The sequence below is a fragment of the Nocardioides sp. AN3 genome, assembly GCF_054653495.1.
Genome location: NZ_BAAIGC010000005.1, coordinates 128,651 through 151,930 on the forward strand (window position 1 = coordinate 128,651; position 23,280 = coordinate 151,930).

The following is a 23,280-nucleotide window of genomic DNA, read 5'->3' on the forward strand; positions in this document are numbered from 1 at the left end:
TCAGTAGTGGCACGCCGCCCAGACGACCTTGCCGTCGGCGGTGCTCCGACTCCCCCAGCTGTCGGCGACGGCTTCGACGATCGTCAGGCCCCGGCCGCTCTCGGCGTCCCCGTCGACACGACGTCGGCGGGGGCGCTGCGCCGTGGCGTCGCCGACCTCGACGACCACCTCGCCGTCGACGCGGCGCAGGAGGAGCTCGTAGGGGCCCCGCGCATGGCGCAGCGAGTTCGTGACCAGCTCGCTGGTGAGCAGCACGAGGTCGGCGATGACGCGGTTCGGCACGTTCCATGCGCGCATCTGGGTGGCGACCGCCCTTCGTGAGGCGGCAACCGCGCTGTAGTCCTCCCTCAACGGCAGCCTCATCTGCTCGCTGCCAGAGTCGTGCAGCTTGACCACGGCGAGCGCGACGTCGTCGTGGGTGCTGCTGGCCAGGAGGCCGACCACCGTGCCCGGCAGGTCGGCGACGGGGTCGTCACGACGCTCGACGAGGGTCTGCTCGAGGGTGTCCAGCCGCTTGCCGAGGTCGAGCCCACGCCGCTCGACGAGCCCGTCGGTGTAGACCGTCAACAGGGAGCCGACCGGAAGCTCGACCCGCTTGGTGTCGAAGCCGACGTACCCCGCGCCCAGTGGCGGGCCGTCGACCGGAAGGCGTGTCGTCGTCCCGTCGGGCGCGACCAGGATGGGCGGGAGGTGCCCCGCGTTGGCGTAGGTCAGCGACCGGTCGGCATCGTCGTAGACCCCGTACACACACGTGACGATCCCGAACGGCGCGACGTCCTGGACGATGGCGTCCAGGTTCTCGATGACCTCGCCGGGGGTGAGGTCCAGACGCGCGAAGGCGCGCACGGCGGCCTTGATCTGGCCCATGACCGATGCTGCCCGCACGCCCCGGCCCATCACGTCGCCGATGACCAGCGCCGTGCGACCGGCACCGAGGTTGATGACGTCGTACCAGTCGCCGCCGACCTGGGTGCCCTCGACCCCGGGCCGGTAGAACGTGGCGATCTCCAGCGCCTCGGTGTGCGCCTCCACGTCGGGCAGGAGGCTGTGCTGAAGCTCGTCGGCGATGGCGAGCTCGCGCGCGACCGTACGGCGGTCCGCCTCTGCGGCCGCGCGCTGCAGCTGCAGCAGCCGGTGCTGAACGCGGACCCGGGCGAGCAGCTCCCGCGCCGCGAACGGCTTGACGAGGTAGTCGTCGGCGCCCGCATCCAGGCCCTCGGCCATGCCGTCCTCGCCGGCCCGCGCGGAGAGCATGATCACCGGCACCGCGGCCAGCACCGCGTCCTGCTTCATCCGCGCCAGGAGCCCGAACCCGTCCAGGCCCGGCATCATCACGTCGGAGATGACGACGTCGACCGGCTGTGCGTCGAGCACCTCCAACGCCTCCACGCCGTCGGTGGCCAGCAGGACGCGGTAGTCCTCCGAGAGCAGGCTCGAGACGTAGGTCCGCATGTCGGCGTTGTCGTCGACGACCAGCACCGTGGCTCGGTCGCCGTCCGGCGCGCCGGGCGGCGGCTCCGGCTCGTCGGTGGCCGCGGCGGCGTCGAGCCAGCTCAGCGTCTCCCGCAGGATCGAGCGTGCGTCTCCGACCGCGGAGGGGTCTGCGAGCGGTGGCTCGGCCACCTCCACGACGTGGTCGGCGGGCAGGTGGTCGCGGCCGAGGGGAATGCTGACCGTGAAGGTGCTGCCCTCGCCGAGCCTGCTGGTCACCCCCACGTCGCCGCCGTGAAGGTCCGCGAGCTGTGCGACGAGCGCCAGGCCGATGCCGGACCCCTCGATGCTGCGGGAGTCGGCCCCACGGACACGGTGGAAGCGCTCGAAGAGCCGGGACAGCTCCGACTCGGCGATGCCCGTCCCGGTGTCCGCGACCCGGAGCACAGCCGACTCGCCGTCCTGGTCGACCATGACGGTGACGCCGCCGTGGAAGGTGAACTTGAAGGCGTTGGAGAGCAGGTTGAGCACGATCTTGGCCCAGTGGCCGCGGTCGACGTACACCTCGCCGTCGAGGGTGCCGCCCACGGTCAGCCGCAGGCCCGCACGCTCCACGGCGGTCTCGAACATGCTGGCCAGCTCCGTCGTGTAGCGCAGCAGGTCCGTCGGCTGGAACGTCGACTCGTCGCGCACCGTGTCGAGACGGGAGAAGTCGAGCAGGTTGTTGACAAGCCCCAGCATGCGGGTGCCGTTGCGAGCGATGACCTCCACACGCTTGCGCTGGGTGGCATCCAGGCGATGGCGGTCGTCGGCGAGGGCGTCCTCCGCGGGGCCCAGCAGAAGCGTGAGGGGCGTCCGCAGCTCGTGGCTGACGTTGGCCAGGAAGTCCGACTTCGCCTGGTCCAGGCGCGCCAGCGCCTGGGAGCGCTCCTTCTCCTGCTCCATCGCGAGCGCGTCGGTGATGGCCGCGGCGAAGTGGCCGGCGATCAGGTCCGCGAAGTCGAAGAACGACTTGTCCACGGGTCGATGCCGGTTGGCACCGAGCACCAGGAACCCGTACGGCGTCTCGGCCAGTGGCTTCAGCAGCGGGACCAGCACCGCCTTCTGGGGCGGCACCGTCCACGCGCCGGTGGGGAGGTCGGGGAAGCGCTCGTCGACGCCCTCGACGGTCACGTGCTGACCTTTGGCCAGGGCGTCGATCGGCCAGACCGGGTCGGGGTCGGCCACATCGATGCGCAGCGGCGCCGCCGCGTGTCCCCTGCGGATGCCGGCGGTGCCGGCCAGCACGGCGCTGCGGTCCTCGTCGAAGAGATAGGCGGCCACCCAGGGCAGCGACTCGTCGTTCGAGGCCAGGTGGTCGCAGCCTGCCCGGACCGCGTCGGCCACCGACTCGGCCGTGGACACCCGGATCCCGAGATCGCGCAGCGTGCTCATCCGGCGCTCCTGGACCACCTGCTCGGTGACCTCAGCGACCACGCACAGCATGCCCCTGATCGACCCCTCGTCGTCGGTCAGCGGGCTGTAGGAGAAGGTGTGGTAGGTCTCCTCGACGTAGCCGGAGCGTTCGAGGAAGAGCCTCAGGCCCTCGTCCCAGCTGGCCTCGCCGGTCGTCATCACCCGCTCGATCCGGGGTCCGATGTCGGGCCAGATCTCGGACCAGACCTCGTGGGCCGGCCGGCCGAGGGCCCACGGGTACTTGCTGGCCAGCGTGACCCGCCGGTAGGCGTCGTTGCAGAAGAACGTCAGGTCCGGCCCCCACGCCATCCACATGGAGAACTTCGTCGTGAGCATCGTGCTCACGGCGTTGCGCAGCGTCAGGGGCCAGGCCTCCGGATCGCCCAGCGGCGTGGTGGCCCAGTCGACGGCGAGGAGGTCCCCGCCGACATTGCCGGCCGCGCCGAGCGTCTCACGCATCGAGGTCGTCGTCATGCGCGGCTCAGTCTGCGAACTCGCGGTCGAGCGCCTCCTCGGCGGTCGGATGGATGGCGACGACTTTGTCCAGGCTGGTCAGCCGCAGCAGCCGGAGCACGAGCTCATTGGTGCACGCCAGCACCAGGGCGCCGCCCAGCACCTGGAGGCGGCGCCGGATCGAGACGACGGCGCCCAAGCCCGCCGAGTCCAGGAACACATCGCCTTCGAGCGAGAGGACCTGGTTGACATGCCCCTCGTCGGCCAGCTGAAGCAGGCGCGCGCGCAACCGCTCAGCGGTCGTGATGTCGATGTCGCCGCTCACCCTCACGACGCAGGCGTTGTCGACGAAGGACACGTCGAACGACAACGCCTCGTTGTCGGGATGGTCGGGCTCTGAAAGCGACACCTGCGCTCCTCGGGTCGATGCTGACGCCGGGCCCGTACCCGGACATCCGTCATTCTGCACCCCCGGGATGGCCCTGCGTCGGAGCGCCGACGAGCAGCCGGGCCGCTCAGGACGTGATCGTGCTCTGCGGCCGCCTCACGACCTCGACGTCGCCGCGCTCCCGCCCGCTCGCCACTGCAGCGCGTCGAGCAGCACCTGCTCGGCATGGTCGGTGTGGGCGAACCCACGGCGCAGCCGTTCCTGGACGATCTCGTCGCATCTCGCCGCGAACTCCGGGTCCCGCTGGCGGGCGAGCTCGAGAAGCTCCCCCGCTGCGTCGCTGCTGCCCTTCCGCGCGACCTTGCTCAAGCGGATGCCGCGAACCCAGCGCTGCTGAGGCATAGCTGCACGCAGGTCGTGGACGAAGCGCTCCGCCGCGCGTCGTCCCGCGGGCGACTCCTCGGGGAGAAGCACCCAGGACCACGCCGGTGCACAGGAGCCCCACTGGGGGTCGTCGATGCTGACCGTGCGGGTCAGCGCCCATGCACCGCCCCGGCCCCGAACGCGACCGGCCACCGTGCCGGCCAGCACGAGCTCGTCGGTCGCGAACTCTGTGACCGAGTCGCCGCGGTCACTGGTGCGGTCCGGCTCGACGACCTGGAGCCGGCGCCCGTCGAGGAGCAACGTGATCGTCCGCCCTGTGCGCAGGTCGACCGCCCGGACACTGCCCCCGCCGCCCTGGTCCCCCGCTCGCCTCATCTGACACCTTCCTTCTCGCCTCTGGTCGCGCACCGAGCGTCGCGTGCCCCGCCGGCCCCGCACGCCCGCCATCGTGGGAGATACCTCGCCGAGGTGAGGGCGTGACAGCGACGAGTACCCGATTCTGGGGAAGTACCCGAACCATGCCGCTCGCAATGCCCCCGCTCGCGCTGGGCTACTCAATTCCTTTACTTTTGACGACCCAAGGAGCAGCTCGATGCGGATATTCCAGACGATCGCGGGCGTCGCCGCCCTGGCACTGGCCGCCGGCGTCGCCGCCGTGCCGCAAGCGGAGGCGGCCCGGCCGCGGCAGACGATGGCGAGCGGGCTGATCAGCCCGCTCAGCCTCGCTGTCACCGACAGCGGGGCGGCGTACGTCACGCAGAACTTCGCCGGCGTCCTCGCCAAGGTGCGGCCAGGCCAGGCACCGAAGGTCGTCTACTCCTCGACGGGCGGCAACGAGGTCGGGGGCGTCTCGGTCCGCAGGGGACGCGTCGTCTTCACCGAGACAGCGAGCGACGCGCAGGGCAACCCCGCCGACTCGTGGGTCAAGGTGCTGCGGCCCGACGGGACGGCCCGCACGCTCGCGCATGTCCGTGCCTACGAGAACCGGAGGAACCCCGACGGCAAGGTGACCTACGGTGCGCGCGGGATCAGCCCCACCTGTGCCAGCAAGTGGCCGGTCGCCGAGGCGGGCCCGGCGGTCTACCAGGGAATGAAGGACTCCCACCCCTACGCGACGTGGCAGACGCGGCGGCTCACCTACGTGGCCGACGCGGGCATGAACGCCGTCATCGCCATCAACCGGCACGGCAGGATCCACACGGTCGCGGTGCTGCCAGCGGTGCCGGTCAAGATCACCCGGAGCCTCGCGAAGGGCATGCACCTCCCCCGCTGCGCCGTCGGGCTGACCTACTACGGCGAGCCGGTGCCGACCGATGTCCAGAAGGCGGCCGACGGTCGGCTCCTCGTGACGACCGAGGGTGGGGGCCTGGGTGAGCAGATGCCGCTGGGCGCGCTCTACCGGATCAAGGGACACAAGCCGGTCCAGGTCGTCGGCGGCCTCTCCGCCCCGATCGGTCTGGCCGTCAACCGCCGGGGCGACGTCTTCGTGTCACAGCTGTTCGGCCACGCCATCTCCAAGATCAAGCGCGGTAGCCACCACACGCGGACGTACGCCGACGTGAACATGCCCGGTGCGCTCGACTGGCGGCACGGGCACCTCTACGCCACGACCGACGTGCTCGTCGGCCTCGAGCCCGGCGGCCACCCGGGCGGCAAGGTGGTCCGCTTCCGTCGCTGAGCCTCTTCAGACGCGAGGGGCCGTCCCACGGCCCCTCGCGTCTGCGGGCGCCCCTACTTCGAGGGCTGCGGCACCTTCACCTTCGAACAGTCCACCTTCGGGTTCGCGCCCACGTAGTTGAGCGGCCCCGCCACGATCGTCAGCGCCGTGTCGCCGAAGCTCTTGCAGCTGACGTTGCGGTCATTCCCGAAGTAGCCCCGCTGCCACGCGGCCAGCACGCCGATCAGCAGCCACACCACCACGATCACTCCGATGAGGCCTCTCATGCCCTCCCTGTACCCGACGGCGGGCCGCTCGATGAGCGAGGCGACGAACAAGCCGTACGCCGACCAGTGCCGCGACCACCGCGATCGTGACGGCGCCGCCGACGCCCGTGACGAGGTGCGCGACCGCATGCCAGCTGTTGCCGGCGAAGTAGCCGATCGCGACCATGAGGCCGCCCCAGACGACGGCGCCGGCCACCCCCGCCAGCGCCACGGCCACGACCGGCACGTGACCCTGGCAGGCGGACACCCCGCCGAGCAACAAGGCGGTCTCGCCCGGGAACACGAACCCGAGGAACGCCGACGACTCCAGCGCCGGCAGCGCGAACACGACCGCCAGCGTCAGCCACATCGGCGTCGCCAGCAGATGCTGGACGATCCCAGACATCGATCCCCCTCCACGAGCCGCACACTGCGTCTCGTGACGAGACGGTAGGCGGGCATGGATGAAGGGCCGGTGAATCCCGCCGGGTCAGTCCAGCTGCCCCGAGGCACACGTGATGCGCGGCTGGTGCCGCATCTCCTTGACGAGACTGCGTTCATCGAAGCCTGCTTGCTCGGCGGAACGGCTCTCGGAGTCCTTGAACGGCGGATTCAGTCCCCCACCCGGCCGGTGTCGTAGGCCCACATCGCGATCTCGACCCTGTTGCGGGCGCCGATCTTGGTCAGCAGGCTCGCGACGTGGGTCTTGGCGGTCGTCAGGCCGATGAAGAGATCGGCGGCGATCTCGGCGTTCGTGCGGCCACGGGCGACCAGCGCCAGCACCTCCTCCTCGCGGTCGGTGAGCGGCGCGATCGGTTGGGTAGGTCGACTCGACGGTTCCCTGGCGGCCAAGGTGGCCAGCAGCCGCCGCGTGATGTTCGGCGCGATCAGGGCATCGCCGACGGCGGCGGCATGCACGGCCTGGACGAGCAGCTCCGGCCCGGCGTCCTTGAGCAGGAAGCCTCGGGCGCCGGCCCGAAGCGCGCCGTGAACGTACTCGTCCAGATCGAAGGTCGTGATCACCACCACCGCCATCGGGTCCGGGACGCCCCGCCCCGCGAGGAGCTCGGTCACCTCGATGCCGTCGAGCCCGGGCATCCGGATGTCGACCAGGCACACATCGGGGGTGAGCCGACGCGCCAGCTCGACCGCGGCGTGGCCGTCGGCGGCCTGACCGACGACCTCGATGTCGGGCTGGGCGTCAAGGATCATGGAGAGGCCGGTACGCACCAGATCCTGGTCGTCGGCCACCAGCACGCGCACCGTCATCTGCCGACCTCCGTCGGCAGCTCGGCGTCGACCGTCCACCCGCCCTCGGGCGCCGGCCCGGCACGCAGCGTGCCGCCCAGCAGTTGCACGCGCTCGGTCATCCCCAGCAGCCCGAAGCCGTGGCTCGCCGGCCGCGCCGGGTCGATCCGACCATCGTCGCTCACGCGTAGCCGCAGGCGTCCTGCACCCTCGACGACCCGGATCTCCACACGCGTGGCGCTGCGGGCGTGCCGCAGGGCGTTGGTCAGCGCCTCTTGCGCCAGCCGGTAGACCGCCGTGTCGACCTGGAGCGGAAGTTGGTCCAGGTCCTCCGGCAGCTCCACGTCAACGACCGGGGCCGAGTCGCGGCGGGCGAGGGACATCAGGTCGGCAACGCCGGGCTGGGGGGCGTACTCCGCGGGCGCCCCGTCGCGCAGCACCCGGACCATCGCGCGCATCTCCGCGAGGGTCCGCGATGCTTCCCCTTCGATGGCCGCCAGCGCCTCGAGCCCGGCCTCGGGTCGCTGCCCGGCCATCGCCCGGCCCGCCTGCGCCTGCACAACGATCGCCGAGACATGGTGGGCGACCATGTCGTGCAGCTCGCGCGCGAGCCCGACCCGCTCGTTGCTTCGGACCTGGTCCAACGCCCGGCGCCAGCTCTCGGCGCGGTAGCGGAACGCCGCTCCGCCCGCCGCCGCCGCCGTCAGGATGCCGAACCCACCGATGATCTCGGCCGGCCCGGTGGCGTCGGCGACGAAACCGATGACCGCAGTGACCCCCACCACCGCCAGCCCGATCACGATCTCGCGCCCTGAGCCCCAGCGGACCAGCGCATAGACGAGCACCAGGACGACGTAGACCATCGTGTCCAGACCGACATTGGGGGCCCCGCCCGCCAGGGTCGCCAACCCCAACACCATCGCGGTGCCGAAACCCACCACGACACAGGCCAACGGCCGGGTACGCCGCCACAGCAGTACCGCTGCGAGGCCGACGGCCAAGATCATCGCGATTGGCCGCCAGGCGACGTCCTCCCGGAGGACTCCCTCCAGCAGCGCCGCCACCACCAGCACACTGACCAGCACCCAGTCGCGCCACCCCCGTTCGGGGGCGCCGGCAGCGCGGGGTTCGGCCCACAGCGCGCGCAGGGCGTTGGTGATCACCCACCCAGCCTAGGGACCGCCGAGGCATCGGGGACCGACCAGAAGAACGAGACCTCGCTCGTCCCAGCGGCCGAGGAGAGTCCGGCCTCGACGCCGATGTCCCCGTGACCTGACGCGCCGAGGGTTGTCGCATGATCACTGTTGAGTCACTGACCCGGAGATACGCCGGCTTCACCGCCGTCGACAACGTCTCCTTCACCGCCCTGCCCGGTCGTGTCACCGGCTTCCTCGGCCCGAACGGCGCCGGCAAGTCCACCACGATGCGCATGATGGTCGGTCTCACGGCCCCGACGTCCGGAACCGCAACCATCAACGGAAACCGGTTCGCCGACCTCCCCAACCCCGGCCTCGAGGTGGGCGTCCTGCTGGACGCCTCCGCCCAGCACGCCGGCCGCACCGGCCGCGAGATCCTCACCATCGCCGCCGACACCATGGGTCTGCCCCGCCGCCGCGTCGACGAGATGCTCGAGCTCGTCAGCCTGACACCGTCGGAGGCCAAGCGCCGCGTGCGCAACTACTCACTCGGCATGCGCCAGCGGCTCGGTGTCGCCACCGCACTGCTCGGCGACCCACGGGTGCTGATCCTCGACGAACCGGCCAACGGGCTCGACCCTGCCGGGATCCGGTGGATGCGCGACCTGCTCACGGACTTCGCCAACCAGGGCGGCACCGTCCTGTTGTCCTCACACCTGCTCCACGAGATCGAGGTCATCGCCGACGACCTGGTCGTGATCGGCAACGGCAAGATCGTCGCGGCCGGCACCAAGGAAGAGCTGCTGGCCGCGGCCGGGACGCTCGCCCGGTCGACGTCACCGCGCGACCTCGCTCACGCCCTCGAGCAGGCCGGGATCCCCAGCACGCTCGCCGGCGACGGCTCGGTCCGCACGGACGCCGACCCCGCTCGGGTCGGATCCGTGGCCCTGGCCGCCGGGATCCCTCTGACCGAGCTCCGGTCCGCCGAGGGCACCGGGCTCGAAGAGATGTTCCTCTCGCTCACCGCCGACACCCAACGCGAAGGAGTTGCGGCATGACCGCCACGATCATCCCTCCCGACACCATCGAGGCCGAGCCGGCCCGACGGAGGGCCCAACCCATCCCGGCCACCCGACTCGTCAAGGTCGAGCTGCGCAAGATGTTCAACACCCGCTCGGGATTCTGGATGCTCATCAGCATCGGCGTGCTGTCGCCCATCTCGGCCGGGTCGCTCCTCGTCCTCGGCCTTGACAGCGACGTCACCTACCAGAACTTCGTGAGGGCGAGCGGGTTCCCGATGTCAGTGATCCTGCCGATGGTCGCGATCCTGGCCGTCACGGGTGAGTGGAGCCAGCGCAGCGGACTCACCACGTTCACGCTGGTGCCCAGTCGCGGACGCATGATCGGCGCCAAGGCGATCGCGACCCTCCTGGTGGGCCTCGGCGCCGTCTCCGCCGCCTTTGCGGTTGGCGCCCTCGGCAACGTGGCCGGGTCAGCACTCGCAGGCGTCGACACCGCGTGGGACATCTCGATGTCCATGGCACTCCAGATGGTGATCTACAACCTGGTGGGCATGGCCTTCGGCTTCGCACTCGGTGTCGTGCTGCGCAACTCCGCGGCCGCGATCGTGGGCTACTTCGTCGCTTCACTCGTCATGCCCGGCATTCTCGCGCTCCTGGCTCAGGTGCGTTCGTGGTTCGAGGACCTGCAGCCGTGGATCGACTGGCACTACACGCAGGTGGCGCTCCTCGATGGCGCCACGAACACTGTCAAGGAGTGGGCGATGCTCGGATCGACCACGATGATCTGGATCGTCCTTCCCCTCGTCGTCGGGCTGCTGTCCCTGCGCCGCTCCGAGATCAAGTAGCCGTCCACGCCGTTTCTCATGAGCAAGTCGTGAACAGCCTGAGAAAACCCACAGGGCCTGACCGCGTTTCCGCAGATCAGGCCCTGTTCTTTGTAGCGGGGACAGGATTTGAACCTGTGACCTCTGGGTTATGAGCCCAGCGAGCTACCGAGCTGCTCCACCCCGCGTCGGTGAACCCAACGTTACATGCCGACGCACCAGGGCCCAAATCGGGGGCGTCGTCGCCTCAGGCGACCTCCACCGACCGCTTCGCGAGCCCGATCGCGTAGCCCTCGATCCGCGTGAGCGGAGGGGCGGTGGGGTCGGCGGCGGCACCGAGGGTGACGAAGAGCGGCGTGAAGTGCTCGACGGTCGGATGGGCGTACGGCATGCCCGGCGCGTGCGCGCGGAAGGAGGCGAGCTCGTCGACGTCGCCACGTCCGAGCGCATCAGCGGCCCAATGGTCGAAGTCGGAGGACCATCCTGGCACTCGGTCCGGGTGGGACCAGTCGATGAAGGGAAGCCCGTGCGTCATGTAGCCGGACCCGATCACCAGCACCCCTTGCTCGCGCAGGGTGGCCAATCGCCGCCCGAGCGCCATGAGCCGCTCGGGATCATGGGTGGGCATGCTGACCTGGAGCACAGGGATGTCCGCCTCCGGATACATGATCTTGAGCGGGACCCAGGCGCCGTGGTCCAGGCCGCGAGTCGCATTCTCGTGCACGTGCTCGGTGTCGGGCATGAGCCGGCTGACCTGATCCGCGAACTCCGTCGCCGGCGGCGTGTCGTACCGCATGAGGTAGTACATCGGGGCGAACCCACCGAAGTCGTAGACGAGCTCGGCGGGGGCGCTGCTGCTGAGGCTCAGCGGCGCGGACTCCCAGTGTGCGGACACGATCACGATGCCGCGAGGCCGGGGCATGGCCCGAGCCCACGCGAACAGCTCGGTCATCCACTCGGTCATCTCGAACAGCGTCGGTGCCCCGTGGCTGAGGTAGAGCGCCGGCATCGGGCCGTCCGCTGCGGTCCACGTCCGGTGCGGCGCCGTCTGCTCCTCAGCCGCGACACGCCGCAGGTGCGCAGCGAACGGATGGGCTGGCGCGATCCCCTGGTCCGCGAGGGCGGTCCGTCCGACGGACGAGGTCACCGGCGAGGCTCCGATCTGACGTAGTTGCAGATTCAACGAATGTTCGCTCAGCCTAGCTCGTCAGCGGGCGTGAGCGAAGCGCCGACGGCAGGGCTCACTCACCTGATCCGGGAAGGGACCGGCGTCGACGCCGTGCTCGCGCCGTCACGAACCAGCCCACGAGCCCGGCAGCCACCGCCAGTCCGGCCAGCACCCACCACACCCATGCCTGCGCCCCCTCCTCGGATGCGGTGGTTGCCTGGACATCCGGAGCCACCGTGCCGGACGGGGCCGACGAGGTCGACGGGATCGACGTGGTCGACGGGGCCGAGGTCGTCGGTGAGGCCGGGGCCGGAGCGACGGTCTGGGTGACCGTGGCCGTCTGCGTCGCAGTGGCAGTGGGCCTGACCGTGACCGTCGCCGTTCGCGTGGCCGGAGGCTCCGGCGCCGGCGTGACCTCGGGCGTGGGCGTCGAGCTGGGTGGTGCGGTCCGGGTGACCGAGGGCTGATCGGACGGCTGGGGGGACGGCGCCTCGGTCGGCTCGCTGGTGCGGGTCGCGGTGCGCGTCGCGCTCGGCAAGGTCCGCGTCGGCGACGCGGTGACCGAGGGTGACGGTGGCCCCGTCGGCAACAAGGTGGGCAACACGGTGGGCGACACCGAGGGCGACAAGGTGGGACGATCGGCGGCGCCATCGCTGCCACCACAGCCAGCGAGCAGCCCGACCCACATCAGGAGCAGCCCGGACGCGGCGGCACGACCACCGGCGCGACCACCGGCACGGCGAGCGGCCACGGCGTCCTCCTCCCGAAGGTCTCGCCGCGATCGTCGCTGCCTCGCGAGGTGTCCGGCCTCACCGCATCCGGGTGACTCCCGCCCCGCTGGGCGCGGGAGCCCCGGGCATCATCCGAGCAGCTCGATCGCCTTCGCGATCTTCTGCTGCGCCTGTGTGAGCAGCTCCTCCCGCTTGGCGAAGTCGCCTTGCTTCCCGGCTGCCTCCGCCTGCGCGAAGAGCGTCTGCGCCTCGTCGAGGAGGCGCTTGGCCTGCGCCTCGGCGGTGCCGGCGGTCGACGGCTTCGTGGTCGGCGTCGACGATGGTGAGGACGACGGAGACGGCGTCGGGGTCGAGGTGGGCGAGGGGGCCGGTGCCGAGGTCGTCGACAGGGCCTTCGTGATCGCGTCCTGCAGGGTCTTGCCGTAGCCCATGTGGTTGCCGTACTTGACCAGGACGTAGGCGAGCACGGGGTACGGCGACGAGGTCGCCTGCCTGGCATAGACCGGCATCAGGGAGATGAGGCCGTGTGTGTTGGTCGGGATCGTCAACAGGTTGCCGTAGGAGAGCAGCGATCCGATCTTGAACGGCTGCAGCGCCTGCGAGATCGCCGAGTCGTTCTTCAGGTCGGCCACCACCTGCTGGGGCCCCTGCGTCACCTGGTCGGGCCGCTCGAGGACCTGGATCTTGCCGAAGTCCTTCGAGGTGGCATCGGAGTTGACCGTCATCACCGCCGACAGCGTGTTGCGCTTAGTCGGCGTGAAGGTGGTCGACAGCGACCAGACCTCCTTGTCGCTGCCGGGCGCGTCCAGGAACATGCGGTACGGCGCCATCAGGTGCGGCACCGTGGAGTTCGGATCCTCCGGCACCTGCCACCAGTCCGAGCCCTGCTGGAACGCGCGAGCGTCCGTCACGTGGTACTTGGCCAGCTGGAAGCGCTGCACCTTGAACAGGTCCTCGGGATAGCGCAGGTGTGGCTTGAGGTCGTCGGGGATCGCCGAGCGCGGCAGGACGGTGCCGGGGAAGACCTTCGACCACGCGTGCAGAATGGGGTCGGACTCGTCCCAGGCATAGAGGCGGACGGTGCCGTCGTAGGCGTCGACCGTCGCCTTGACCGCGTTGCGCATGTAGTTGATCTGGTCCGTGGGCAGCGTCCGCAGACCGGTGTCCTGCTGCAGGACGTCGTCGGTCATCTCCTTGAAGGAGTCCTTCTCGGCGCCCGGGTAGCGGTCGGTCGTCGTGTAGCCGTCGAGCACCCACAGGATCCGACCATCGACGACCACCGGGTAGGCATCGTCGTCGAGAGTCAGCCACGGCGCGACCTTCTCCACGCGCTCGCGCGGCGTGCGGTCGTAGAGGATCTGGGAGTTCTCGTTCATCCGGCCCGACAGCAGGAAGCTGGAGGATCCGAACTTGATGCTGTAGAGCAGCCGGCGGAAGGTGGAGCCGATCGGGACGCCGCCGGTGCCGCCGTACGTCGTGTGGGTGTCGTTGCTGTCGCTGCCGGCGCCGAGGTCCAGCTCGACCGGCGACGCGCCCTTGGGCCGCCCGACGACGGCGTAGGTCGTCGACTTCTCACCGAAGTAGACCCGCTGCTCGAACGGACCGGGGCCGGCGGCGACCAGGTCGTTCTGGTCGGACTCGCTGCCTTGGGCCCACTGGATGCTCTGCTGCTCGGTGCGGTCCTGGACGTCGCGCTGGTTCGCATAGGCGGCGATCACGCCGGACCCGTGCGTGTAGGTCGTGTGCAGGTTCGTCCAGCTGCGGTCGCGAGCGTCGATGCCGCCCTGGTCGAGCTCGCGCACGCCCAGCACGAGCGCTCGGTCCTTGCCGCCGATCATGTAGTGATCGACGTCGAGAGGCTGGGCGAGGCTGTAGTAGCTGCGCTCCTGCTGGCTCTCGTTGAACAGGTCGTGAACCAGCTGTGGGTCGACCAGGGGCGCCGATGCCACCTGCTTGTCGAGGTCGGTGGCCAGCGAGGAGGAGTTGGTGACATTGGCCTGGGCCGTGTAGTTCTGAACGGTCACGTCGGCGTCGTCGATGGCGTAGGCCTGCCGGGTCGCCGTGATGTTCTTGGCCAGGTAGGGCGTCTCCTTGTCGGGCGAGGGCCGCACCTGGAATCCCTGCACGATCGCCGGCCAGATCAGTCCGAGGAGAATGGCGGACACGACCAGCAGCGCGGCTCCGACACCGGGCAGCAGCCAGGTGCGACGCCAGATGTTGACGAGGAAGAGCGCCGCACAGATGAGGGCGATGCCTGCCAGGATGGCCTTGGCCGGAAGCACCGCGTGGTCGTCGGTGAAGGAGATGCCGGTCATCTTCGAGCCGTCGCCATGCACCAGGTCGTAGCGGTCCAGCCAGTAGTCCGCGGCCTTGGCGAGCACGAAGACAGCGATCAGCATCGAGATCTGCAGCTGCGCCGGCCCCGAGACGCGCTCGTGGCGCGACTGCAGGCGGATGCCGCCGTACAGGTAGTTGACGAGGAGCGAGAGCAGCAGTGCCACGATGCTCACCGCCATCGTGAAGTTCACGATGAGATGCCACCACGGGAGGTCGAAGACGTAGAACCCGATGTCCTTGCCGAAGTAGGCGTCCTTCTGACCGAAGTCGCCACCGTTGCGCCAGAGGAGATAGGTGCGCCACTTGCCTGCCCCGGACGCCCCCGCGAACACGCCCGCGATCACCGAGACGCCGACCAGGAGCCAGGTCCGGATCGGCGTGACCGCATCCCGGTAGCGCTCCAAGCCGTTGTCGCCGGTGGTCGGGTGGGTCAGCGGACGGTTGCGGTAGGCGAGCATGATCGTGGCCGCGACGGCACCACCCATGACCAGCCCGAAGGCCAGGAACAGTCCTGTCCTGGTCCAGAAGAGCTTCCCGAACACGCTCCCATAGCCGATCTGGGCGAACCACAGCCGATCGGTCCACAAGGACGCGAAGGTGGTGAGCAGGAAGAGCATCACGGCGAGCGCGACGGCGGTGATGATGAGCGCCCGGGTGCGACCCGAGCCGCTGCGCGGCGGCGTGTCGCGCGGGTCGTCGTCGAAGAGCTCACTCACCGGGGGTCCTCCTCCAAGGTCTCGCGCAGCAGCTCGACCAGCTGCGGCACGAGGTCGTCGCCTGCGACGACCGACTCCGGGTCGTCGTGGGCACGCAGACGCAGCGCACAGTACGACGCCCCGGCGCGCGTGACGCCCACCACCATCCGCACCTCCTGGCGGTCGGGGTGGTGACGCGCGAACTCCTCCGCGGCGCCCGGGTCCTCCGGGATGGCATCGTCGACGCCGGGAGGCAGCACGAGCCGCTCGACCACTGCGGCGCAACCCGCGACGCCGGTCGGCCAGCTGATGGTGGGAAGCACCTCCTCCAGCGGGCGGGTGAGCTGCTCCTGCTCGACCGGCGTCAGGCTCCCGGCCGCCGAGAAGTCGTCCAACCCCATCAGGGCCGCCAGGGCGGGCTCCTTCGCGGCCAGGGCCGCGGTGTCGACGAGCGCGTAGAGCGTCGCCGGCCTGTCCCAGCCCTGCCCGCTGGCGTGCGTCTCCAGCTCGAGCACGGCCGCGGCCAGGGCCGGGTCGGTGTCACTGATCTCGAGGCTCATGCCTTCCCTCCGCACGTCGGCAGCGTGGCGTCGTGGTTCTTGACCCAGGACTCCACCGACGTGACGGCGTCGTGCATGGTGGTCACCTTCACCAGCCGTACGTCGCCCTTCGCGGCCCCGAGCGCCTCGTCGCAGTTGTCCTTCGGGACGAGGAACAGCCTGGCACCATCACGGTCCGAGGCGGCGATCTTCTGCTGGATCCCGCCGATCGGACCGACCGATCCGTCCGGCTCGATCTCGCCGGTGCCCGCGACCTTCTGGCCCCCGGTCAGCGATCCTGGGGTGAGCGTGTCGTAGATGCCGAGCGAGAACATGAGCCCGGCACTCGGCCCGCCGATGCTCGGGTCGATGTTCACCGAGACGTCGAACGGGAAGTCGTAGTCGACGCCCAGCGCGACCCCGATCCGCGGCACACCGTTCTCCCGGACCGGCGTCATGCTGACGCGCTGCTGCTTGCCGCCGCGACTGATCACCATCTCCACCGCCTGACCCGCCGGCGTGCGCCGGATCCTCTTCACGGCATCCCCGGTGTTCTTCGTCGTCACGGCGAGGCCGTCGACGTCCAGGACCTGATCGCCCGTCTTGAGCACGCCATCGGCCGGGCCGCCCTTGGTGACCGAGGCGATCTTGACCACCTCAGGGACCTTCTGGCCGAGCTCGGCGAGGGCGACCGCGGTCGCGGTGTCCTGGGACGTCGACATCTGGACAGCACCCTCCTGCTTGCTCTGCCGGTCGGAGGTGCCCTTGGAGTAGACCGCGTTCCACGGGTAGACCGCGTCCTTCTTGCTGAACCACGCCCCGAGCAGCTCGGGAAGGTAGACCTTCGTCTCCGGGCGCGTCACCGACACGGTCGTCATGCGCAGCTGACCGTCGTCGCGGTAGGCCGGGTGACCGACGACGCCGATGATCTCCTTGCCGTCGGTCTTCCCGAGCACGTTGACGGTGAGGCCGGGCCGGTAGACGACGTACGGCAGCGGGCTGAGCCAGGCGACGACGACGAGAGCGATCACCAACGGCACCGCGATGACCCCCGCGAGAGTCCGCTGCGACATCGATGAGGGCCCCTTCACGGCGACAACCCTCCCATGACCAGCCAAGAGGGTGCTGAGAGGATCAGGAGACCCGCTTGTCGCGCGAGGGGTCGCGTGAGGCGCGCACGGCAACGCCGGTCGACCGCTCCCGAGGCTGCTGGACGACCACCCGCGGGCGCGCCGGCCGGCTGAGCGCCTCTCCCATCCGACGTACGGCGGTCTCGCGGTCGATCTCGCCGCGACCCTCCCGGCCGAGCCAGCCGACCCAGGCCATAGCGAGGATCGTCACGACCACCGGCGGCACGAGCCAGAGCAGGATCACCACAGGACCAGGCTATTTCAGTGGCCGCCCCAGGGGCCTACGGCGCGCCGACCCACTCATCGGTCCCGTCGCTGAAGCGCTGGTGCTTCCAGATGGGCACCTCGCTCTTGAGCGTGTCGATGAGGGCACGGCTCGCCGCGAAGGCGTCGCCTCGGTGACCCGACGCCGTCGCAACGATGACGGCGACATCGCCGATGGCCAGTTCGCCGGTGCGGTGGACGGCGGCGACGCCGTTGACGTCGTGCTCCTCGGCGATCCGCGCGCAGACCTCGACGAGGCGGTCGAGCGCAGTGGGGTGGGCGTCGTACGTCAGGCCCCGCACGCCCTTGCCCTGGTCGTGGTCGCGAACGCGGCCGACGAAGAGGGTCAGGCCGCCGGAGGCCTCGTCGTCGAGCGCCTTCACGACCTCGTCGACCTCGAGCGGGGTGTCGCGGATGTCCGCCAGTCTGACGCGCTCGGAACCGGCCCCGCGGAGGGAGGAATCACTCACACCGCTCACCTTAGGCTGCACATGGGTCGGCCGCGTACCGTTGGGGTCATGGCTGAGACCCCTGGTGACCCGGGCGAGAACCCGTTCAAGGGCACCCCCTTCGAGGCGTTCTTCACGAGCGGAGGCGGCATGCCTGACCTGTCCTCGCTCTTCGCGCAGATGCAGACGTTCATGCAGCCCTACGACGGCCCGCTCAACTGGGAGGTCGCCCTCGACCTGGCGCGCAAGACGGCGGCCCAGACCCCCGACCCCACGCCGACCGAGCGACAGAGGGCAGCCGTCGCCGACGCCCTCCGGCTCGCCGACCACTGGATCGACGGCACGACCGCCTTCCCGTCCGGGATCACGACGCCGCACGCGTGGAGTCGCGCGGAGTGGCTGGTCAACACCGTGGACGTGTGGAAGGTGCTGGTCGAGCCGGTGGCCGCGTCGTCGGTGAACGCCATGAGCGGTCAGCTGCCGGCGGAGATGCAGGCGATGGCGGGTCCGATGATGGGCTTCCTCGGCAGGGCCGTGGGTGCACTGCTCGCCAACCAGACCGGTTCGGGCCTGGGCGCGCTGGCCGGCGAGGTGCTCTCGGTCTCCGACATCGGCGTGCCGCTGGCGGCGCCGGGCCGCGCCGGGCTCCTCCCGACCAACATCGCGGCGTTCGCCGAGGGCCTCTCCGACGTCTCCTCCGACGACGTGCTGCTCTACGTCGCACTGCGCGAGGCCGCCCACCAGCGGCTGTTCGCGGGCGTTCCGTGGCTGCGCGACCACGTGACCGGCGCCGTCACCGACTATGCCCGCGGGGTCGAGGTGAACCTCGGCAACATCCAGCAGCAGGTCGAGGAGCAGATGCGGGGCGTCAACCCGGCGGACCCGCAGTCACTGCAGCAGCTGTTCGAGAACGGGTCTCTCTTCGAGATGCCCGACTCCCCGGCGCAGCAGGCGGCGCTCGAGCGGCTCGAGATCGTGCTCGCGCTTGTCGAGGGCTGGGTGGACGAGATCGTGAGCGAGGCGACCAAGGACCGCATGCCGGCGGCCACCAAGCTGCAGGAGGCGTTCCGCAGGCGACGCGCGGCCGGCGGTCCGGCCGAGCAGACCTTCGCGACGCTCGTCGGGCTCGAGCTGCGGCCGCGCCGACTGCGCGACGCCTCGAGCCTGTGGGGCGCCCTGCGGTCCCGCCAGGGCGCCGAGGCGCGCGACGGCGTGTGGATGTCGCCCGCGCTGCTGCCGACCAGTGCCGACCTCGACGACCCGCTCGGGTTCCGCGAGGGCGCCGACACGCCGGAGACCATGTCGGAGGACGAGTTCGACGCCGAGCTCCGCAAGCTCCTCGACGGGCCGCCGCCCGGCGACGCCGGCGACCCCGAGTGAGTCGCCTGCGCGACGACGCCCTCAGCCTGCTCGCCTCCTGGGCCGCTCCCACGCCTGCCCAGGAGGCGCTGCGCGAGCAGTACGTCGCCTACTTGAGCACCCATCCCTCGGGTGTGCTGCGCGAGGACCGACCGCACCACGTCACCGCGTCGACCCTGGTGATCTCCGCCGACGGGTCGTCGGTCCTCCTGACGCTGCACGCCAAGGCGGGCCGGTGGTTCCAGTTCGGCGGACATCTCGAGCCCGATGACGCCTCCCTGTTCGGCGCCGCGTCGCGAGAGGCCCAGGAGGAGTCCGGTCTGGCACTGACGCTGGATCCGGTGCCCGTGCAGCTCAGCGACCACGAGGTGCCGTTCTGCGGCGACGCCGCCGGCGTGCACCATCTCGACGTCCGCTTCCTCGCTGTGGCGCCGGCGGATGCCGTCCATGCCGTGTCCGAGGAGTCCCTCGACGTGCGCTGGTGGCCGTCCGACGCGCTGCCGGACCCCGATCCCGACCTAGTCGAGCTCGTCCTCCACGCCCGGCGGCGGCTCGAGTCGGACCGCGGCTGACCAGCCCAACAGGTAGCCCTTCGCCCGTTCGGCCTGAGGGTAGCGATCCACCCATCCCCAGAACCGAGCGTCGTGCGAGGACTCGAAGAGGTGGGCGAGCTCGTGAACCAGCACGTAGTCGATGACCCAGGACGGCATGCCCTGCAGCCGCGCACTGAGCCGAATGGTGCGGTCGCCAGGGGTGCAGGAGCCCCAGCGAGCGTTCTGGTTGTCGACCCAGCGGACGGACTCGGGGATCGCGATCCCGCCGAAGTAGCGGTCGCTGAGGGAGAGCGCCCGCTTGAGCAGCTCCTCATCGCTTGGCTTGCGGCGGCGCTCCTGGCGCTCCAACCGCGCCACCATCGACTCGACCCACTCGGCCTCCTCCTTCGCCGAGAGCGAGGCAGGGATGAGCACGACGATCCGGTCGCCGTCGCGGTAGGCCGACACCGTGCGGCGCCGGCGCTTGCTGCGCCGCACCTCCACGTTGTCCCGCTGCATGTTCGGACCCTAGTGGCCGCGACCCGAAGTCCGCACTAGATGTCGGCGGGCCGAGCCCACTCCAGCAGGCGCTCGCGGGGCCACGTGTTCACGATCCGTCCTGGATCGATCCCCGCCGCCTCGGCGCGCTCGCACCCGTAGACCTGGAAGTCGAGCTGCCCGGGCGCGTGAGCGTCGGAGTCGATCGAGAACAGGCAGCCAATGTCACGGGCGAGCTCGAGCAGCTTGGTCGGCGGGTCGCGACGCTCTGGCCGGCTGTTGATCTCGATCGCCACCTGATGCTCCGCGGCGGCCTCGAAGACGCGGCGTGCGTCGAAGCGGCTGCCGGGCCTCGTCCCGCGGCTGCCGGTGATGAGGCGGCCCGTGCAGTGACCCAGGACGTTGGTGAACGGGCTCTGGATCGCCGCGACCATGCGCCTGGTCATGTCGTCGGGCTCCATCTTGAGCTTGGAGTGCACGCTCGCCACGCGGACGTCGAGCCGCGCCAGCATCTCGTCGGTCTGGTCGAGCGAGCCGTCGTCGAGGATGTCGACCTCGATGCCCTTGAGCAGGCGGAAGCCGCCGTCCTCAGCCGTCCCGGACGAGAAGAGGTGGTCGTTGACCGCGTCGACCACCGCGAGCTGTCGTCGGAGACGCTCCACGCTGAGCCCCTTCGCCACCGTCAGGCGCGGCGAGTGGTCGGTGAGGACCAGGTAGTCGTGGCCCAGCTCCATCGCCGTGAAGGCCATCTCCTCGATCGGTGACCCCCCGTCGGACCAGTCGGAGTGGGAGTGCAGGTCACCCCGAAGCGCGGCACGGAGGCCGTCGCCGCCGGCCACGAGCGAGCCGCCGTACTCCTCCTCCAGGCGGGTCAGCCGGTCCGGGACCTCGCCGGCCACCACTTGGGCGACCACTTTCGCGGTGCTCGCGCCCAGACCTGGCAGGTCGGTGAGAGTCCCCGCGCTGACACGCGCAGCGATCTCGGCGTCGTCGAGCGGAAGCAGGCTCGCGGCGGCCGTCCGGAAGGCCTTCACCTTGTAGGTGTCCTCGCGCCCCCGCTCCAACAGGAACGCGATGCGACGCAGGACCGCCACGGGGCCATGAGGGGACGACACGCCGGAGTTCACGGCCACTATTTTTCCTCCACAAGCAGTGGAGATGCATCGCCGCTGGTCAGGGCGCGGGTCTTCTCGCCCTAGGCCGCCCGATCCACATGGTGTTCCGGCGGTTCTCCACGGTGTTCCGCCAGTTATCCGCACGCTGTCCACACCCCTATCCACAGGGTGGGGATCACGCGCGTTGACCATGCTCCACCGGCCCTCCTAGGTTTCCTTCCAGATGAGGCCCCCGGCGCCGCCGGTCGCCCTTCGCAAGGGGAAGGCGAGGGACGACTCAGGCACCGGGGGTCTCCTCATCGGCCCTGCGACAGGCCCGACGGGCTGCGCCGGGTGCCCCACCCGCTGCTTCGCTCGGTGCTCCCCCGCGCGACACGCCGGGGCCAGGAGAGTGCCTCTGGTGTGGATCAGAGCGCCGTGTGCCGTAGGGTCGAGTCGATTCAGCGGCGTGCCGCCGCAGGATCCCGGCGGGCTTTCCTGACATTCCCCCGCCGCGACGACCAACGTGAGACACATAGATAGGGGGCCGTCATGGCGGAGTCCTGGAGCGGCGAGTTCTACTGCGTCAAGTGCAAGGAGAAGCGCGAGGCGACCGGCGAGGTCAAGGTGAACGACAAGGGCACCAAGATGGCCAAGGCCGTCTGCCCCGTGTGCGGCACCAACCTCAACCGCATCCTCGGGAAGGCCTGAGCACTCAGTCTGCAGCCTCGACTGCGGCGTCGCTCGGGTCCGAGCGACGCCGTTGTCATTTCGTGACACCGACGTCTCGGACCCTGTGGATGAGCGAGCGCGCGTCATGCGGATCTGTGACAGGGTCCCCGCATGGCTGAACTCGGGCGCCCGGTCCTCCGACCGGGCTGGCATGCCGTTCGCTTCGACGACCACCACCTGATCGTCGGCCTCGACGCCCCGACGCGCGCGCTCCTGACCGACTCGCCGGACGTCCACCGCCTCGTGAGTCTTCTTCAGAGCCCGCGCTCGCGCTGGGAGCGGCCGACATCGCTACCCGCGCTTCGGGCGCTGGAGGCGCTCCACGCGGCCGACCTGATCGTCGACGCTCCGGCCTCGCAGCTCGAGTCGAGGGTCGCCGCCGTGCACGGCCCGGGCGCCGCCGAACGGGTCGCCGCCCGGCGGGCGGCTCGAGTCTCGGTCGACGCGCTCCCCGGTGTCTGCGACACGATCATCCCGCTCTTGCGGGCGGAGGGGATCGAGCCAGTCACCTCCGGGGCCACGCTCACCGTGGTCGTCGCGATGGGCCCTGTGCGTCGAGAGTCGGTTGACGTGCTGATGCAGCAAGGACGTTCGCACCTCGTCGTGAGCGGCATGCCGACGGGATGGGAGGTAGGGCCCTTCGTCGTGCCCGGCCGCACGGCCTGTCTTCGCTGCGTCGATGCCGCCCTCGCCGACGACCATCCCCGCCGGCCGCTCGTCGTCAACCAGCTGGCGCGCCGCACCGACCCCGTTCCGACGTCGCCCGCGCTCCAAGCTGCAGCGTTGGCGCTCGCGGCACGGGAGGTGGTGTCGTACGTCGACGGAGACCTGCCGTCCACCGTGTCGGCGTCGCTGCTTCTCCCCGCCGATGGCGGACCCGTCCTGCGGGAGTGGCCACGCCACGCGCTGTGCGGCTGCGCGTGGGACGTCGTGCTCGTCGAGGAGTGACCTCAGCCGAGCAGGCCGTGTCGGGGCTGCGCTCGGTGACACAGAGCTTGCTGCCGTCCGGCGCCGTCATGACCGTCCACCCTTGCTGCCTGCTCACCTGCTCGGCGCCGAGATCGACCAGCCGCTCGACCTCCTGGTCGCAAGCGTCGAAGGCGATGTCGATGTGGCCGCCCGTTCGTCCTTCGTCCAGGCGCTGGAGAAGGATCCGCACCGGCAGCTCAGCCGGCGTCGCGAGCCGCGCGAGCTCCGGCCGGCTCCCCCGACGAACCTCCCAGCCGGTCAGGCCCGCCCAGAATGCGGTCTCGGCGTCCCACGCGTGCGGCGCGATGTCGATGGTCAGCTGGTCCACCCGCGAACGGTGCCTGTGTCCCCACGCGTCGACGACAGCCGATAGCCCGTCACGCCCTGCCCGAAGCGCGTGCCGGACTCGTGCACCGGAGCCGGCAGGTCGACGAAGATCGTCAGCCAGAAGGGCGTCGCGTTGCCAGATCGATCGATGCGTTCCATCGGCTCGACACCTGACGGTCTTCGGGCCTGGT

The 23,280-nt window shown here is 70.4% G+C and carries 24 protein-coding genes, 1 tRNA gene and 1 pseudogene; 8 read left to right on the forward strand and 18 right to left on the reverse strand.

From position 1 onward, the window contains the following. The 3 genes from ACYQ1K_RS08015 to ACYQ1K_RS08025 form a co-directional block, all read right to left on the reverse strand. A complete protein-coding gene (locus tag ACYQ1K_RS08015; protein WP_459982302.1) occupies positions 1 to 3,360 on the reverse strand; it encodes a SpoIIE family protein phosphatase in 3,360 nt (1,119 codons plus the stop codon). Positions 3,361 to 3,367: 7 nt separating this feature from the next. Further along, positions 3,368 to 3,748: an STAS domain-containing protein gene (locus ACYQ1K_RS08020; RefSeq protein WP_459982303.1), complete on the reverse strand. Its 381-nt coding sequence runs from the start codon at positions 3,746 to 3,748 to the stop codon at positions 3,368 to 3,370. A 135-nt stretch (positions 3,749 to 3,883) separates the two neighbouring features. After that, positions 3,884 to 4,486 carry a hypothetical protein gene (locus ACYQ1K_RS08025; RefSeq protein WP_459982304.1) on the reverse strand — a complete coding sequence of 201 codons (603 nt, stop codon included), beginning with the start codon at positions 4,484 to 4,486 and terminating at the stop codon, positions 3,884 to 3,886. 217 nt (positions 4,487 to 4,703) lie between these two features. Here ACYQ1K_RS08025 and ACYQ1K_RS08030 point away from each other — a divergent pair, with 217 nt between their 5' ends. After that, on the forward strand, positions 4,704 to 5,789 hold the full coding sequence (locus ACYQ1K_RS08030) for a ScyD/ScyE family protein (protein ID WP_459982305.1): 1,086 nt from the start codon (positions 4,704 to 4,706) through the stop codon (positions 5,787 to 5,789). A gap of 53 nt (positions 5,790 to 5,842) precedes the next feature. Here the strand turns inward: ACYQ1K_RS08030 and ACYQ1K_RS08035 are convergent, their stop codons facing one another. From ACYQ1K_RS08035 to ACYQ1K_RS08050, 4 genes are all read right to left on the reverse strand, one after another. After that, a complete protein-coding gene (locus tag ACYQ1K_RS08035) occupies positions 5,843 to 6,031 on the reverse strand; it encodes a hypothetical protein (protein WP_459982306.1) in 189 nt (62 codons plus the stop codon). Next, positions 5,970 to 6,440, reverse strand: coding sequence for a hypothetical protein (locus tag ACYQ1K_RS08040; RefSeq protein WP_459982307.1), 471 nt, complete (start codon positions 6,438 to 6,440; stop codon positions 5,970 to 5,972). Before ACYQ1K_RS08040 ends, ACYQ1K_RS08035 begins: the two co-directional genes overlap by 62 nt. Positions 6,441 to 6,646: 206 nt before the next feature. Further along, on the reverse strand, positions 6,647 to 7,303 hold the full coding sequence (locus ACYQ1K_RS08045) for a response regulator (RefSeq protein WP_459982308.1): 657 nt from the start codon (positions 7,301 to 7,303) through the stop codon (positions 6,647 to 6,649). Then, complete coding sequence (locus tag ACYQ1K_RS08050; protein WP_459982309.1) at positions 7,300 to 8,445, reverse strand: sensor histidine kinase; 1,146 nt, start codon at positions 8,443 to 8,445, stop codon at positions 7,300 to 7,302. The genes ACYQ1K_RS08045 and ACYQ1K_RS08050 overlap by 4 nt, the downstream gene beginning before the upstream one ends. A gap of 131 nt (positions 8,446 to 8,576) precedes the next feature. On the opposite strand from ACYQ1K_RS08050, the gene ACYQ1K_RS08055 reads away from it, so the two are divergent. Both ACYQ1K_RS08055 and ACYQ1K_RS08060 read left to right on the forward strand, forming a co-directional pair. After that, positions 8,577 to 9,476 carry an ABC transporter ATP-binding protein gene (locus ACYQ1K_RS08055; RefSeq protein WP_459982310.1) on the forward strand — a complete coding sequence of 300 codons (900 nt, stop codon included), beginning with the start codon at positions 8,577 to 8,579 and terminating at the stop codon, positions 9,474 to 9,476. Beyond that, positions 9,473 to 10,285, forward strand: a complete 813-nt coding sequence (locus ACYQ1K_RS08060) for an ABC-2 transporter permease (RefSeq protein WP_459982311.1) — start codon at positions 9,473 to 9,475, stop codon at positions 10,283 to 10,285. Before ACYQ1K_RS08055 ends, ACYQ1K_RS08060 begins: the two co-directional genes overlap by 4 nt. A 93-nt stretch (positions 10,286 to 10,378) precedes the next feature. Here ACYQ1K_RS08060 and ACYQ1K_RS08065 read toward each other — a convergent pair. Both ACYQ1K_RS08065 and ACYQ1K_RS08070 read right to left on the reverse strand, forming a co-directional pair. Then, positions 10,379 to 10,452 (reverse strand) — tRNA-Met (locus ACYQ1K_RS08065). A gap of 59 nt (positions 10,453 to 10,511) precedes the next feature. After that, positions 10,512 to 11,411: a dioxygenase family protein gene (locus ACYQ1K_RS08070; protein ID WP_459982312.1), complete on the reverse strand. Its 900-nt coding sequence runs from the start codon at positions 11,409 to 11,411 to the stop codon at positions 10,512 to 10,514. A gap of 257 nt (positions 11,412 to 11,668) precedes the next feature. On the opposite strand from ACYQ1K_RS08070, the gene ACYQ1K_RS08075 reads away from it, so the two are divergent. Then, positions 11,669 to 11,899, forward strand: a complete 231-nt coding sequence (locus tag ACYQ1K_RS08075; protein ID WP_459982313.1) for a hypothetical protein — start codon at positions 11,669 to 11,671, stop codon at positions 11,897 to 11,899. A 392-nt stretch (positions 11,900 to 12,291) separates the two neighbouring features. On the opposite strand, the gene ACYQ1K_RS08080 is transcribed toward ACYQ1K_RS08075, so the two are convergent. From ACYQ1K_RS08080 to ACYQ1K_RS08100, 5 genes are all read right to left on the reverse strand, one after another. Continuing rightward, entirely contained in the window at positions 12,292 to 15,216 is a 2,925-nt protein-coding gene (locus ACYQ1K_RS08080; protein WP_459982314.1) for a UPF0182 family membrane protein, read from the reverse strand. After that, positions 15,213 to 15,755 (reverse strand): PPA1309 family protein, encoded by a 543-nt coding sequence (locus ACYQ1K_RS08085; RefSeq protein WP_459982315.1) that lies wholly within the window; start codon positions 15,753 to 15,755, stop codon positions 15,213 to 15,215. The genes ACYQ1K_RS08080 and ACYQ1K_RS08085 overlap by 4 nt, the downstream gene beginning before the upstream one ends. Then, entirely contained in the window at positions 15,752 to 16,807 is a 1,056-nt protein-coding gene (locus ACYQ1K_RS08090; RefSeq protein WP_459982316.1) for a YlbL family protein, read from the reverse strand. The genes ACYQ1K_RS08085 and ACYQ1K_RS08090 overlap by 4 nt, the downstream gene beginning before the upstream one ends. Positions 16,808 to 16,868: 61 nt before the next feature. Next, entirely contained in the window at positions 16,869 to 17,111 is a 243-nt protein-coding gene (locus ACYQ1K_RS08095) for a hypothetical protein (RefSeq protein WP_459982317.1), read from the reverse strand. 34 nt (positions 17,112 to 17,145) lie between these two features. Beyond that, on the reverse strand, positions 17,146 to 17,598 hold the full coding sequence (locus tag ACYQ1K_RS08100) for a molybdenum cofactor biosynthesis protein MoaE (RefSeq protein ID WP_459982318.1): 453 nt from the start codon (positions 17,596 to 17,598) through the stop codon (positions 17,146 to 17,148). Positions 17,599 to 17,646: 48 nt separating this feature from the next. Here ACYQ1K_RS08100 and ACYQ1K_RS08105 point away from each other — a divergent pair, with 48 nt between their 5' ends. Next, on the forward strand, positions 17,647 to 18,957 hold the full coding sequence (locus ACYQ1K_RS08105) for a zinc-dependent metalloprotease (RefSeq protein WP_459982319.1): 1,311 nt from the start codon (positions 17,647 to 17,649) through the stop codon (positions 18,955 to 18,957). Next, positions 18,954 to 19,508 carry an NUDIX hydrolase gene (locus tag ACYQ1K_RS08110; RefSeq protein WP_459982320.1) on the forward strand — a complete coding sequence of 185 codons (555 nt, stop codon included), beginning with the start codon at positions 18,954 to 18,956 and terminating at the stop codon, positions 19,506 to 19,508. The genes ACYQ1K_RS08105 and ACYQ1K_RS08110 overlap by 4 nt, the downstream gene beginning before the upstream one ends. Here the strand turns inward: ACYQ1K_RS08110 and ACYQ1K_RS08115 are convergent. Together ACYQ1K_RS08115 and ACYQ1K_RS08120 are read right to left on the reverse strand one after the other, a co-directional pair. After that, positions 19,455 to 19,988, reverse strand: a complete 534-nt coding sequence (locus tag ACYQ1K_RS08115; protein ID WP_459982321.1) for a M48 metallopeptidase family protein — start codon at positions 19,986 to 19,988, stop codon at positions 19,455 to 19,457. The genes ACYQ1K_RS08110 and ACYQ1K_RS08115 overlap by 54 nt on opposite strands. 35 nt (positions 19,989 to 20,023) lie before the next feature. Next, positions 20,024 to 21,100 (reverse strand): PHP domain-containing protein, encoded by a 1,077-nt coding sequence (locus tag ACYQ1K_RS08120; RefSeq protein WP_459982322.1) that lies wholly within the window; start codon positions 21,098 to 21,100, stop codon positions 20,024 to 20,026. Positions 21,101 to 21,613: 513 nt separating this feature from the next. Here ACYQ1K_RS08120 and ACYQ1K_RS08125 point away from each other — a divergent pair. Together ACYQ1K_RS08125 and ACYQ1K_RS08130 are read left to right on the forward strand one after the other, a co-directional pair. Next, entirely contained in the window at positions 21,614 to 21,772 is a 159-nt protein-coding gene (locus ACYQ1K_RS08125) for a DUF5679 domain-containing protein (protein ID WP_091119258.1), read from the forward strand. A 132-nt stretch (positions 21,773 to 21,904) separates the two neighbouring features. Continuing rightward, the gene (locus ACYQ1K_RS08130) at positions 21,905 to 22,741 is read left to right on the forward strand and encodes a hypothetical protein (RefSeq protein ID WP_459982440.1); all 837 of its coding nucleotides are present in this window, start codon (positions 21,905 to 21,907) and stop codon (positions 22,739 to 22,741) included. Between the two features lie 46 nt (positions 22,742 to 22,787). Here the strand turns inward: ACYQ1K_RS08130 and ACYQ1K_RS08135 are convergent. Next, positions 22,788 to 23,090, reverse strand: a pseudogene (locus tag ACYQ1K_RS08135) (VOC family protein); the annotation flags it as partial. After that, a complete protein-coding gene (locus ACYQ1K_RS08140; protein ID WP_459982323.1) occupies positions 23,078 to 23,248 on the reverse strand; it encodes a hypothetical protein in 171 nt (56 codons plus the stop codon). The pseudogene ACYQ1K_RS08135 and the gene ACYQ1K_RS08140, both read right to left, overlap by 13 nt. Positions 23,249 to 23,280: the final 32 nt, after the last annotated feature.